Source organism: Limnochorda pilosa (assembly GCF_001544015.1).
GTDB lineage: Bacteria > Bacillota > Limnochordia > Limnochordales > Limnochordaceae > Limnochorda > Limnochorda pilosa.
Genome location: NZ_AP014924.1, coordinates 1,733,105 through 1,745,642, shown reverse-complemented (window position 1 = coordinate 1,745,642; position 12,538 = coordinate 1,733,105). Strand labels below are relative to the sequence as shown.

13 protein-coding genes are annotated in these 12,538 nt (G+C 72.8%); all 13 read right to left on the bottom strand.

The genetic code is table 11. The features are described from left to right. Nucleotides 1-59: 59 nt before the first annotated feature. Nucleotides 60-605: an ATP-dependent protease subunit HslV gene (gene hslV / locus LIP_RS07630; RefSeq protein ID WP_068136421.1), complete on the bottom strand. Its 546-nt coding sequence runs from the start codon at nt 603-605 to the stop codon at nt 60-62. A 93-nt stretch (nt 606-698) separates the two neighbouring features. After that, nucleotides 699-2,963, bottom strand: coding sequence for a type I DNA topoisomerase (gene topA / locus LIP_RS07625; protein ID WP_082726015.1), 2,265 nt, complete (start codon nt 2,961-2,963; stop codon nt 699-701). A 79-nt stretch (nt 2,964-3,042) separates the two neighbouring features. Beyond that, nucleotides 3,043-4,170 (bottom strand): DNA-processing protein DprA, encoded by a 1,128-nt coding sequence (dprA, locus tag LIP_RS07620; protein ID WP_068136417.1) that lies wholly within the window; start codon nt 4,168-4,170, stop codon nt 3,043-3,045. A 47-nt stretch (nt 4,171-4,217) separates the two neighbouring features. Continuing rightward, the gene (locus LIP_RS07615; RefSeq protein WP_068136415.1) at nt 4,218-4,463 is read right to left on the bottom strand and encodes a hypothetical protein; all 246 of its coding nucleotides are present in this window, start codon (nt 4,461-4,463) and stop codon (nt 4,218-4,220) included. Between the two features lie 94 nt (nt 4,464-4,557). Continuing rightward, on the bottom strand, nt 4,558-4,794 hold the full coding sequence (locus LIP_RS07610) for a hypothetical protein (protein WP_068136412.1): 237 nt from the start codon (nt 4,792-4,794) through the stop codon (nt 4,558-4,560). A 112-nt stretch (nt 4,795-4,906) separates the two neighbouring features. Beyond that, nucleotides 4,907-6,394: a YifB family Mg chelatase-like AAA ATPase gene (locus LIP_RS07605; protein WP_068136409.1), complete on the bottom strand. Its 1,488-nt coding sequence runs from the start codon at nt 6,392-6,394 to the stop codon at nt 4,907-4,909. Nucleotides 6,395-6,518: 124 nt separating this feature from the next. After that, the gene (locus tag LIP_RS07600; protein WP_068136406.1) at nt 6,519-7,238 is read right to left on the bottom strand and encodes an ABC transporter ATP-binding protein; all 720 of its coding nucleotides are present in this window, start codon (nt 7,236-7,238) and stop codon (nt 6,519-6,521) included. Beyond that, a complete protein-coding gene (locus LIP_RS07595; RefSeq protein ID WP_068136403.1) occupies nt 7,238-8,017 on the bottom strand; it encodes an ABC transporter ATP-binding protein in 780 nt (259 codons plus the stop codon). Before LIP_RS07595 ends, LIP_RS07600 begins: the two co-directional genes overlap by 1 nt. Beyond that, the gene (locus tag LIP_RS07590) at nt 8,014-9,045 is read right to left on the bottom strand and encodes a branched-chain amino acid ABC transporter permease (protein WP_082726014.1); all 1,032 of its coding nucleotides are present in this window, start codon (nt 9,043-9,045) and stop codon (nt 8,014-8,016) included. Before LIP_RS07590 ends, LIP_RS07595 begins: the two co-directional genes overlap by 4 nt. A 2-nt stretch (nt 9,046-9,047) precedes the next feature. Continuing rightward, nucleotides 9,048-9,953, bottom strand: coding sequence for a branched-chain amino acid ABC transporter permease (locus tag LIP_RS07585; RefSeq protein WP_068136401.1), 906 nt, complete (start codon nt 9,951-9,953; stop codon nt 9,048-9,050). An 86-nt stretch (nt 9,954-10,039) separates the two neighbouring features. Continuing rightward, a complete protein-coding gene (locus tag LIP_RS07580; RefSeq protein ID WP_198409772.1) occupies nt 10,040-11,176 on the bottom strand; it encodes a branched-chain amino acid ABC transporter substrate-binding protein in 1,137 nt (378 codons plus the stop codon). Nucleotides 11,177-11,325: 149 nt separating this feature from the next. Next, nucleotides 11,326-11,688 carry a YraN family protein gene (locus tag LIP_RS07575; protein ID WP_068136398.1) on the bottom strand — a complete coding sequence of 121 codons (363 nt, stop codon included), beginning with the start codon at nt 11,686-11,688 and terminating at the stop codon, nt 11,326-11,328. A 5-nt stretch (nt 11,689-11,693) separates the two neighbouring features. Then, nucleotides 11,694-12,536 (bottom strand): YlqF/YawG family GTPase, encoded by an 843-nt coding sequence (locus LIP_RS07570; RefSeq protein ID WP_068136396.1) that lies wholly within the window; start codon nt 12,534-12,536, stop codon nt 11,694-11,696. Between the last annotated feature and the right edge of the window lie 2 nt (nt 12,537-12,538).

Below are 12,538 nucleotides of genomic sequence, written 5' to 3'. Positions count from 1 at the left end.
GTGTCGTTCTCTGGCCGGCGCGGTCGACCCTCGGCCCTTCCTGCCCCGACCGGCCGGCGCTAGGACAGCTCCTCGAGCACGATCTGGTCGTTGGTGTAGACGCAGATGCTGGAGGCGATGAGGAGGCTCTCCCGTGCGATCTCCGGCGCGGAGAGGTCCGAGTGGGCCAGGAGCGCCCGGGCCGCCGCCAGCGCGTACGGCCCGCCGGAACCCACGGCGGCCACCCCGTCGTCGGGTTCGATCACCTCACCCGTGCCCGAGAGCACCAGGAGCGCCTCCGCGTCCATCACCACCAGGAGCGCGTCGAGCCGGCGGAGGGCCCGGTCGGTGCGCCACTCCTTGGCCAGCTCCACCGCGGCCCGCTGGAGGTTCCCGTGGTACGACTCGAGGCGCGTCTCGAAGCGTTCGAAGAGCGCGAAGGCGTCGGCCACCGAGCCGGCGAAGCCCGCCAGCACCTGGCCGTGGTAGAGGCGGCGGACCTTCCGGGCGCCCCGCTTCACGATCGTGTGCTCGCCCAGGGTCACCTGGCCGTCGCCCGCCAGCGCCGCCCGCCCGTCCCGGCGCACCCCGACGATGGTGGTGCCGTGCAGCCCGCTGGATGCCATGCGGATGCCTCCTCCCTGCGTCCTCCCGCCGGCCTCGCCGCCACCCGCCGCGCCCGGAGGACACCCGGCCCCGAGGGCACCCGGCGGCCCGGCCTAGACCCGGGCCAGCTCGGGCTCCTCCTCCTGGGAGGTGCGCGCCCGGGTGCCCTCCGGGCGCGCGCCCGAGGGCGCGGGCTGCCGGTGGCCGCAGCCCTTGGTGGGGCAGACCCACTCGGTCGCGCCCGGGGGGCGCCCGGCGCCCCGGCCCCGGCCGGCGCCGGCCCGCCCCCGCCCCTCCACCAGGAGGCTGCCGCACCGGGGGCAGCGGGCCGGTACCGGCTTCTGCCAAAGGACGAAGCGGCACTCGGGGTAGTTGGAGCAGCCGTAGAAGGTCTTGCCCCGCCGCGAGCGGCGCCGCACCAGCGGGTGGCCGCACTCGGGGCAGTCGACGCCCACGGGTTCCAGGATGGGCCGGGTGTTGCGGCACTCGGGGAAGCCCGAGCAGGCCAGGAACTTGCCGAAGCGGCCGTGCTTGATCACCATCTTGCGGCCGCACTTGTCGCAGACCTCGTCGGTCTCCTCGTCGGCCACCTCGACCCGGCCCACCTTCTGCCGGGCCACCTCCAGCTCCTTGGCGAAGGGACCGTAAAAGCTGCGGACCAGCGAGACCCAGTCTTCCTTCCCCTCTTCCACCTCGTCCAGCTCCGCCTCCATGCGGGCGGTGAACTCCACGTCCACGATGTCGGGGAAGTACTCCTTGAGCAGGTCCACCACCACCCGGCCCAGCTCGGTGGGGACGAACTTCCGGTCCGCCAGCTCCACGTAACCCCGCTTCTGGATGGTCTCGATGATAGGGGCGTAGGTGCTGGGGCGGCCGATGCCCAGCTCCTCCAGGCTCTTCACCAGGGAGGCCTCGGTGTAGGGGGGAGGCGGCTGCGTGAAGTGCTGCTCGGGCTTCCGCTCCACCTGCTCCAGGAGCTGGCCCTCCCGGAGCGGGGGCAGGGGTGCCCTCTGGGCGCGGGATTCGTCGGCCTCGTCCACCTCGTAGACGCGCAGGAACCCCGGGAAGAGGAGGCGCGATCCCGTGGCGCGAAGCTCATACGGCCCCGCCCCCACCCGCACGCTCACCGTCTGGTAGCGGGCGGGGCTCATCTGGCTGGCCACGAAGCGTTCCCAGATCAGCCGGTAGAGGCGGAGCTGGTCGCGGCCCAGGTACGGCGCCACCTGATCCGGCGTCCGCCGGACGGAGGTGGGCCGGATCGCCTCGTGCGCGGCCTGGGCGCCGGCCCGGTTCTTGTACTTGGGCGGGCGGGCCGGGCAGAAGGGCGCACCGTACGTCTCCTCGATCAAGGCCCGCGCCTCGGCCTGCGCCTGGGCCGCCACCTGGGTGGAGTCGGTACGCATGTAGGTGATGAGGCCGGAATGCCCCTCGGGACCCAGGTCGAGGCCCTCGTAGAGCTGCTGCGCGAGGCGCATGGTCTTGGACGCGGGGAACCGGAGCCGGTGCGAGGCGTCCTGCTGGAGGGTGCTGGTGGTGTACGGCGCATAGGGCGACCGCCGTCGCTCCTTCTCCTCCACCGACGCCACCCGGGTCTCCTGGGCGGCCACCTCCTCCACCACCCGCCGGGCCTCGGACTCGCTGGGGATCTCGAGCTTCTTGCCGCCCCTCCGCTCCACCCGCGCCACGAAGACGGCGGGCTCGAGCCCGGCCGCGCGCTTCGCCCGGCCGTTCGGGTGCCCTTGGGACGCGCTGGCGGGCCCCTGGGGCTCCTCGCCGGCCAGGGCCCGGAGGGTGACGTCGACCGTCCAGTACTCCTGCGGCTCGAAGGCGTCGATCTCGGCCTGGCGGTCGCAGATGAGCCGCACCGCCACCGACTGCACACGCCCGGCGCTGAGGCCGCGGCGCACCTTGGCCCAGAGGAGCGGGCTGAGCTGGTAGCCCACCACCCGGTCCAGCACCCGCCGCGCCTGCTGGGCCTCCACCCGCCGCAGGTCCAGGGCCCGCGGGTTTTTCACCGCGTGGCGGATGGCGTCGGCCGTGATCTCGTGGAACTCGATCCGCTGCGCGCGGTCCTCCTGGAGGTCGAGGGCGCTCATGAGGTGCCAGGAGATGGCCTCGCCCTCCCGATCGGGGTCGGTGGCCAGGTAGATCCGTTCCGCTTTCCGGGCGGCCTCCCGCAGCTCCTGCACCACCTTCCCCTTGCCCCGGATGGTGATGTAGCGGGGCTGGAAGCCGTTCTCCACGTCCACGCCGAATTGGCTCTTGGGCAGGTCGCGCACGTGGCCCATGGAGGCCTTCACCTGGTACGTCCGCCCGAGGAATCGGCCAATGGTCTTGGCCTTGGCCGGTGACTCCACGATGACCAGCGACTTGGCCACACGTTCCCCTCCCGTCCGGTTCGCCCTTCATTATATTGAGGGCCCCAGGGGCTGTAAACCGAAGGGGCCGCAAGGCGCATCACCAGCGCCTCCGCCAGTAGCGCCCCCCCACCCGTACCGCCCAGCCCCGGAGTTCCAGAAGGCTGAGCCCCGCCTGGACCGACCCCACGTCGGACCCGCAGCGTCGCACCAGCTCCTCCAGGGTGCGCGGCTCCCGGTCCAGCCGGTCGTAGAGCCAGCGCTGGGGATCGCTGGATGGCGGCCCTGCCCCCTCAGGCGGCTCGGAGGCGATCCCGGGCAGCGTCCCCTGCGGGAGGGCCCCGGTCGCCTGCCGGGCGCGCACCTCCTCGATCAGGTCGGCCGCCGAGCCCAGCAGCGTCGCCCCTTCCCGGATCAGGCGGTGACACCCGCGGCTTTGCGGCCGGTGGATGGGGCCGGGCACCGCGAAGACCGTCCGGCCCATGGTGAGGGCCAGGTCGGCGGTGATCAGCGCCCCGCTCCGCTCCCCCGCCTCCACCACCACCGTGGCCCAGCTCAGGGCCGCAATGATGCGGTTCCGGTGGGGGAAGTAGTAGGGCTCGGGGTGGGTGCCCGGCGGGAACTCGGTGATGAGGGCGCCCTGGGCCTCGATGGCTCGGGCCAGCTTCCGGTGCTCGGGCGGGTAGATCCGGTCGGGGCCGGTGGCCATCACGGCCACGGTGCGCCCGCCCGCCTCCAGCGCGGCCCGGTGGGCGGCAGCGTCGACGCCCCGGGCCAACCCGCTGACCACGGTGACGCCGGCCCGGGCCAGCGCCGCCCCCAGCTCCGCGGCCACCGACTCCCCGTAGGGCGTGCACCGGCGGGTGCCGACGATGCTCACCGCCCCTTCGTCCATCGGCTGCCAGGAGCCCCGCATGAAGAGGAGCGGCGGCGCATCCTTCACGTTGGACAGGCTTGGCGGGTATCCCGGAAGAAGCGGGGTGACGACCTGCACCCCGGTGCGGCCCAGGCGGAGGATCTCGCGATGGGCCCAGCCGGGGTCGAAGGCACGGGCCTGGGCCACCTGGGCGTCGTCCACGCCCAGGGCCCTCCACCCCGCCTCGAACGCCTCCCAGGCGCGCGAGGCGGAGGCGTAGTGCTTGAAGATCTTGTACGCAAGGTGCGGCGGCAGCGCGGCGTACAGGCGGACGAGGTCCAGCCGCTCCCGGGCCGCGTCGGCGGAGGACATGGGAAGACTCCCTCCCACCCCCCTGCGGGCGAACCGGGCCGGCGGGACTATTCGCCCTCGTCCCCGCCCCTTCCTTCCCCGTGCGCGCCCAGGTTGTCCAGGATCTGCCGCAGCTCATCCTCCCACCGGTGCTGGTAGAGCTGGAGCTCGCCCTGGTCCACCAGGCTGCCGTTGTCGCAGTTGCTGCACTTCAGGGCGATCCGGCCAGCCCTCTTCGCCCGGACCGCGTGCGGCGTGTCCACCTGGCAGACCGGGCAACGGTAGATCCGGGTCGTGCCTGGTTCGGGCTCCAACGGGCTCGCCTTCCTTCGTCGCGTCGGGTTCCCCTCCGGTCCCCTGTAGCATGGCGAGCCCCGGTGGGCTTTATCCGGCACGCGACCTGGAGCCTCAGCCGACCTCCCGGAAGACCCTGAGCCGGCCCCCCTCCCGGGCAAGCGCCCCGATGAGGCAGATGTCCGGGCACTGGATGGAGAAGTTGTACCCGAACTGGCTCTCGTCCTCCAGCTCCTGCCAGCGACCGTCCGCCTCGGCCAGGCGGTCGATCACCCGGTCGAAGAGCTCCTGGGCCACCCGGTCACCCAGCTCCTCCTGCAGGATCCGTTCCACCTGCGCCAGGTTCAGCACGGGAGACCACCTCCTGGTTCCACTTTAGTCCAGCCGTGGCCCGAAGGGTATCGGCCGATGGGCGTGGCCCGAACGACCTCATTCCAACGGGTCGTTCGTCCCGAGCAACGCCCTACCAGGGCGGGCGCCGGTACTGGAGCGCCTCGGCCGCGTGCTCCTCCCGCACCTGCTCGCTTCCGTCCAGGTCGGCCAGGGTCCGGGCCACCCGCAGGAGACGGACCGCTCCCCGGGCGGAGATGAGCCGTCCGTCCAGGGCCTGTTCCACCAGGCGCCGGACGCGTGGGTCCGGGGCGAACGACCGGGCTCCGCCCTCGGCCGCCGCGTTCAGGATCCCACGCCCGTACCGTTCGGCCTGCCGGCGGCGCGCCTGCCGCACCCGCTCCACGGCCCGGACCGTCTCGTCCCGGGGCGCCTGGAAGAGGTCGTCGCCCCGGGGAGGTTCCACCGAGACCCAGAGGTCCACCCGATCCTGCAGGGGTCCCGAAAGGCGCCGCCGGTACCGGGCCAGGATTCCGTCCGAACAGCGGCAGGCTCCGAAGCCCCACTGGCCGCAGGGGCAGGGGTTCCCGGCCCCCACCAGCAGGAACCGGGCGGGGAAGCGCACGTGGTACCGGCCCCGGCTGAGCTCGATCCAGCCCGATTCCAGCGGCTGGCGCAGGGCGTCCAGCACCTGGGGCGAGAACTCGGGCATCTCGTCCAGGAAGAGGACGCCCCGGTGGGCCAGGCTCACCTCCCCCGGCCTGGGGGGCACCCCGCCCCCCACCAGCGCGGCGCCGCCGGCCGAAGGATGGACGCGCCGCACGGGCGGCCGCCGCATCAGCCCCGCCCCGGGCGGGAGGAGGCCGGCGATGCTGTGGATCTTGGTGACCTCGTACGCCTCGGCTTCCGAGAGCGGCGGCAGGAGCCCGCCCAGGCGCTCGGCGAGGAGCGTCTTTCCCACCCCCGGCGGGCCCACCATCACCAGAGGGTGCCCCCCGGCCGCGGCCACCTCCAGCGCCCGCTTGGCCTGGGCCTGACCGGCCACCGCCTCCAGCCCCGGGGCCGGAGCGGCTTCGCGGTCGTCCGGTGGGAGAGGCACCGAAGGCCGGGGCGTCCGGTCTCCCCTCAGGTAGGCGACCACCTCGGCCAGGTGCGTGAACTCCAGGGCCGGCAACCCCGACAGGGCACCCTCCGACCCGTTGCCCGCGGGAACGGCCAGCGACTCCACGTGCTCCCGAACCGCCTCGGCCGCGGCCAGCACCCCGGCCACGGGCCGCAGGGACCCGTCCAGCCCCAGCTCGCCCAGGAAGGCGTGCGCGGCCGCCCGTCCGGGCGGGACCCGCGCCGTGGCGACCAGGATGCCCACCGCCATGGGGAGGTCGAAGGCGGGGCCCTCCTTGCGCAGGTCGGCCGGGGCCAGGTTGACCGTCAACCGCCCCAGGGGCATCTCGAACCCGCTGTTCCGCAGGGCGGAGCGCACCCGGTCGCGGCTCTCCAGCACCGCCGTCCCCGGCAGGCCCACCACCTCGAAGGCCGGGAGGCCGTTCTGCAGGTCCACCTCCACCTGCACCGGCCTGCCCTCCACCCCGATGAGTGTCGCACTCCAAAGCCTTGCCAGCAAGGCAGAAAACCCCCTTGCCCCCGCGGGCAAGAGGGTACACAGGACGAGAGCTTCGCCGCGACCGCCGCCGCTCCTGCAGGGGGAGGAGCGATCCCCGTGTCCGGGAGCGCACGACCCCGGCCGGCTACGCCCTCCCGCCCAGGTACGCCTCGCGCATGCGGGGGTCCTGCCGCAGCTCCGCTGCGGGCCCGCCCAGGGCCAGGCGGCCCGTTTCGAGGACGTAGCCCCGGTGGGCCAGGCGGAGGGCCATCCGGGCGTTTTGCTCCACCAAGAGCACCGTGACCCCCTGGCGGTTGATCTCGCGCACCGTGCGGAAGATCTCCCGCACCAGCTTGGGCGCCAGGCCCAGCGAGGGCTCGTCCAGCAGCAGGAGGCGCGGACGGGCCATGAGCCCCCGGCCGATGGCCAGCATCTGCTGCTCCCCGCCCGAGAGGGTCCCGGCCAGCTGGTGCCGCCGCTCCTCCAGCCGGGGGAAGAGCCGGTACACCCGCGCGCGGGCCTCCTCCACCGCGCCCCGCAGCCGGCGCCGGGTGTACGCCCCCAGGTTCAGGTTCTCCTCCACGGAGAGGGTGCCGAAGACCCTCCGTCCCTCGGGGACGTGGGCCACTCCCAGCTCCACGATCTCGTGGGCGGGCACCCGGGCCAGGTCCCGCCCCTCCAGGCGGATGCGGCCCGCCGCCGGGCGCACCAGCCCCGAGAGCGCCCGCAGCGTGGTACTCTTCCCGGCCCCGTTCGCGCCCAGGAGGGCCACCACCTCCCCCGTCTCCACCGAGAGGCTCAGGTCCCGCACCGCCTCCACGCCCCCGTAGGTCACCCGTAGGCCCTCCACCTCCAGGAGCGTCATCACAGGTCCTCCTCCACGTCGTCGTGGCCCAGGTACGCCTCGACCACCTCCGGGGCGTTCCGCACCGCCTCAGGGCTGCCCGTCGCGATCACCCGGCCGTTCTCCATGACCGTGACCTGATCGGAGATGCCCATCACCACGTGCATGTCGTGCTCGATGAGGAGGACCGTGACGCCCGACGCCCGCACCTGCAGGATCAGCTCCATCAGCGCCTCGCTCTCCCTATCGTTGAGGCCGCCGGCCGGCTCGTCCAGGATCAGGAGCACCGGCTCCGTCGCCAGCGCCCGGGCGATCTCCAACCGCTTCCGGTCGCCGTAGGCCAGGCTCGTTGCGAGCTCGTCCCGCTGCCTCCAGAGGCCCACCTGCTCCAGGCACCGCCGGGCCGTCGCCTGGACCCGCGCCTCCTCCCGCCGCTGCGCGGGCGTGCGCACCAGCGAGGCCCACACCCCGGCCCGGCTCCGGCAGTGCTGGCCGGCCAGGACGTTCTCGAAGCAGGTGAGGTTCGGGAAGAGGCGGACCGTCTGGAAGGTGCGGGCGATGCCCAGCTCGGCCACCTGGTGGGGCAACAGCCGGGCCAGCTCCCGGCCGAGGAAGCGGATCGACCCCGCATCGGGCCGGTGGATGCCCGTGATCAGGTTGAAGACCGTGGTCTTCCCCGCCCCGTTGGGGCCGATGAGGCTCGACACGGTCCCTTCGGGCACGTTCAGGTGGAAGTCGCTCACGGCCTGCAGGCCCCCGAACCGCTTGGCCAGTCCTTCGACGGACAGGAGCGCGCTCATGGCTCCCGCTCCCCCGCAAGCTGCGCCTTCCAGCGCCGGCTGGGCCAGAGGCCCTGGGGCCGGAAGATCATCATGACCACCATGGCGGCGCCGAAGAAGAGCATCCGGTACTGGGCGAAATTCCTGAGGAGCTCTGGCAGGACCATCATGGCCGCCGAGCCCACCAGCACGCCCGGAATGGACCCCATCCCGCCCAGGATCACGATGGCGAAGAGGATCACGGCCTCCATGAAGGTGAAGCTGTCGGGGGAGACCACCACCATCTTGGCCGCAAAGAGGGTCCCCGCCGCGCCCGCGAGCCCCGCGCCCAGCACGAAGGCCAGGAGCTTGGCCTGGCGCACGTCGATGCCCATCGCCTCCGCGGCCACCTCGTCCTCCCGCACGCAGTTCCACGCCCGCCCGATGCGCGACCGCTGCAGGCGCAGCAGCCCCCACACCACCAGCCCCACCGCGCCCCACACCAGGTAGTAGAAGCGCTCGGGCCGATCCAGCCCGTACCCGAAGAGGCGGAACTGATCGAGCAGGATCACCCCGTTGGGCCCGCCCGTGAGCCCCCGGGGGTTGTTGAGGAGAGCGACCCGCAGGATCTCGTTCAGGCCGATGGTGGCAATGAGGAGGTAGTCGCCCCGCAGGTGGATGATGGGCCGGCTCAGGCCGTAGCCCGCCGCCGCGGCCAGGAAGCCCGCCACCGGGATCAGGAGCCAGAGGGAGAGCCCCCAGGCCTGGTTGAGGATCACCGTGGCGTAGGCCCCGATGGCGAAGAAGGCGGTGTGGCCCATGTTGAAGAGGCCCACCTCACCCACGATCAGGTTCAGGCTGAGCCCCAGGAGCGCATAGATGCCCCAGAAGACGGCCACGTCCACCCAGTAGTCGCTGACGAGCCAGGGGGCGGCCACCCCCAGCACCACCGCCCCCAGCGTGAGCGCGGGACCGATCAGCCCCCGCGCCCGGGCGGTGGACGGCCGGGGCGGCCGGACCCCCACGGTCTCCTCCTGCGCCAGCCGCTCCCGCGGCGCGGTCCTAGCCATGGCTACACCTTCTCCGCGACCCGCTCGCCCAGGAGCCCCGTGGGCCGGACGATCAGGAGGAGGATGAGGATGGCGAAGACGAACGCGTCCTTCCATGCGGCCGAGAGATACCCGGCCCCCAGCATCTCCAGGGTGCCCAGCAGGAGGCCGCCCACCATGGCGCCGGGGATGTTGCCGATGCCCCCCATGATCGCCGCAGTGAAGGCCTTGAGGCCGTACGACCAGCCCATGGTGAAGTGGATCTGCCGGTAGTAGAGGCCCAGGAGCACCCCCGCTGCCGCCCCCAGGGCAGGCCCGATCACGAAGATGAGCTGGATGATCCGGTCCACGTTGATCCCCATGAGCCGGGCGGTGTCGTGGTCGATGGCGGTGGCCCGAATAGCCGCCCCCAGGAAGGTTCGCTGGATCACGTAGTAGAGCCCCAGCATCAGCACCAGCGCCACGGCCAGGATGAGCACCTGCATGAGCCCCACGTGCACCCCCGCCACGGACCAGCGCACGTCGGGCACGGCCCAGCCGGGATACGCCCGGTAGCGGGGCCCCCACAGGAGCATGGCGCTGTTCTGGAGGAAGATGGAAACCCCCAGCGCCGAGACCACCGCGGTCAGCCGGTTGGCCCGCTGCAGGGGACGGTACGCCACGCGCTCCACGGTCAGCCCCAGCAGCGCCACCCCTCCCATGGCCAGGAGGATGATCACCAGCAGGGCCGCGCCGGCCGGTAGGGCACCGCCCAGCGCGGTGGAGACGAGCACGGTGAAGCCCAGGTAGGCCCCCAGCATGAAGAGCTCGCCGTGGGCGAAGTTGATCAGTTTCATGACCCCGTAGACCATGGTGTAGCCCAGAGCCACCAGGGCGTAGACGGCGCCCACCGTGAGGCCGTTGGCCAGCTGCTCGACGAAGAGGGTCACCGGGTCACCTCCAGGTGCCGCAGGGACTGCGGTTCGGGCAGGGCCGGGCGCCCCCGGAGGGGCCCCGGCCCGGACGTGCCCCCCGCTCAGCGCTCGTAGGGGACCAGGCTGCCGTCGGAGGCCACCTCGTAGGCCAGGTAGATGGCACCCTCCCGGTCGCCCGCGGCGTCGAAGGAGATGGGACCCGTGACGCCGTCGATCTGGAGCGTGTCGTGGATGTAGCCCGCCAGCACCTTGCCGTCGGTGGAACCCGTCGCCTCGATGGCCGCCGCCAGCACGTTCAGGGCGTCGGCCGCGTAGACGGGCCACGGGCTGCTGGGGGGCTGGCCGTGGCGCTTCACGTACTCGTCCAGGAACGCCTTGGACTGCGGGTAAGGCAGATCGGTGGGGAGCGGCTCCTGGGTCATGAGCGAACCGGCGGCCACCTCCCGCCCGGCGATCTCCACGAACTCGTCGTTGATGGCGGCGTTGCCGCCCACGAAGACGGCGTCGATGCCCAGGTCCCTCATCTGGCGCGCGATGAGCGCGGCCTCAGGATAATAGCCCGTGTAGTAGACGACCTCGGGCGACCGGGCGCGCATCCGGCTGAGGATCGGGCTGAAATCGCGCTCGCCGGGGGTCACCGCATCGTAGAAGACGATCTCCGCCTGGCCTGCCTCTTGCAGCGAAGCGCGGGCCGCCTCCGCCAACCCCCGGGCAAAGGTGGTGTTGTCGTGGAGGATGGCCACCCGGGCCGCCTGCAGGGTCTCGTTCACCAGCTGGGCGAAGAAGGCGCCCTGCCGGTCGTCCCGGAAGCAGGTGCGGAAGAAGTACTGCCACCCGTGCTGGGTGAGCTGGACCGCGGTCGAGCCGTAGCCGATGTTGACCACCCCGGCCCGCTCGTAGATGGTGGAGGCCGGCTCGTTGATGGAGGACCCGTAGGTCCCCACCACGGCCACGACCCCCTCGCTCACCATCCGCTGGGCCACCAGGGCGCTCTGGCGCGGGTTCCCCTGGTCGTCACCCAGGACGATCTCGATGGGACGCCCCAGCACCCCTCCCCGGGCGTTGATCTGGTCCCTGACGATCTCCACCGAGTTGCGGGCCATCTCGCCCTCGTAGGCCCACGGCCCGGTGATGGGAGCCTGGAGACCGATGCGGAGCGGCTCTTGAGCCAGGACCGGAACGGCCAGCAGGGTCAGCACCAGAAGGCCTGCGAGACTTGCGGCGATCCGAAGACGCACACGCTCCACCTCCTGATTCGGAAGGTTCGAAGCCATGAAGTGAGTGGTCCGCCCGGCGTGACGTCTGACGGTACGAATCGGGCACACCCGGACCCCCATGGGTCTTCCATTCGCCACAGCGGGCCGGCGCCCTTCAGAAGGTGGGAAGCTCATCCGGTGACGTTCCGCAGGTGGCCGAGCTCTGCACCGTCGGGCCGGATTCGGACCGTCACCACGTCGATCCGGACGGGTCGCCCCCGGTGGGACGGAAACCGCTGCAGGTACGCCGCGGCCAGGCGGGCGAGGCGGGCCCGCTTGGCGCCGTCCACGGACTCCTCGGGGCCCCCGAGCCGGCTGGAACGGCGGGTGCGCACCTCCACGAAGGCGAGCGTCTGCCCGTCCAGGGCCACCAGGTCCAACTCTCCCAGGCGACTTCGGAGGTTGCGCTCCAAGATCCGGTAGCCCAGGCCTTCCAGGTAGACCTGGGCCAGCCGCTCGCCCCACGCGCCCAGGCTGCGGCGGTCGCCGGGCACTGTGGCTACCGGCCGGGCTCCGCGGGGACCCGCGGCGGCTCCTCCAGGGTGTGCCTCCCCAGGCTGCCGCGGCGGAACTGCTGGAGCAGCCGCAGGGCAGTCTCCTCGGTGTTCACCGCGCCGCTCCTGCTCACCAGACCCCAGCCGCGCCCCATCCCCTCGAGGGTCGCTTCGGCGCTCCCCAGGGCCGGGTCCGGGAGGCCCAGCCTTTCCACCAGCCACACGGCCACCTCCCACACGGGGAAGCTCCGGTCCGACACCATGCCGAGGGCGGCCAGGAGGTAGGCGCGCTCCCCCCGGACCCCCATGGGCGCCAGCACCCCCGGGGTGTCCAGGAGCTCCAGCCCCTCGGAGGCCTGGATCCACTGGGGCCCCCGGGTGGTGCCGGGGCGCGCCTCGGAGCGGGCCCGGCTACGACGGGCCAGGGCGTTGATGAGGGTCGACTTCCCCACGTTGGGCAACCCCACCACCACGGCCCGCTGGAGGGTGACGGCGGTGCCCAGCCGCACGCCGCGCAGGCCCGCGGGCGGGCGCGCCCGCGGCGGCGCCAGGCGCCGCTGCAGCGGCTGGAGGCCGGACGGGCGGTGGGCCCTCACGGCGTACGCCTCTTCCCCCGCGGCCCGCAGTGCCCGCAGCCACGCCCGGGTGGCCTGGGGATCGGCCAGGTCCGCATGGGTCAGAACCACGATCCGCCGAGCGGCAGGGACCTGCTCGGAAAGAAGCCGGTCGCGGCTGGCCCTGGGAGCCCGGGCGTCCCCCACCTCCACCACCCAGCGGGCCTGGGACAGGAGGGGCTTCAGCTCCCGCCGGGCCCTCACCAGGTGGCCCGGCTGCCAGCGGATCTCCACCT

Excerpts from the sequence above, each read along its gene's own strand:
- LIP_RS07600 (WP_068136406.1), bottom strand. The coding sequence starts at position 7,238 with ATGACGCTCCTGGAGGTGGAGGGCCTACGGGTGACCTACGGGGGCGTG.
- hslV (WP_068136421.1), bottom strand. The coding sequence starts at position 605 with ATGGCATCCAGCGGGCTGCACGGCACCACCATCGTCGGGGTGCGCCGG.
- LIP_RS07595 (WP_068136403.1), bottom strand. The coding sequence starts at position 8,017 with ATGAGCGCGCTCCTGTCCGTCGAAGGACTGGCCAAGCGGTTCGGGGGC.
- LIP_RS07590 (WP_082726014.1), bottom strand. The coding sequence starts at position 9,045 with ATGGCTAGGACCGCGCCGCGGGAGCGGCTGGCGCAGGAGGAGACCGTG.
- dprA (WP_068136417.1), bottom strand. The coding sequence starts at position 4,170 with ATGTCCTCCGCCGACGCGGCCCGGGAGCGGCTGGACCTCGTCCGCCTG.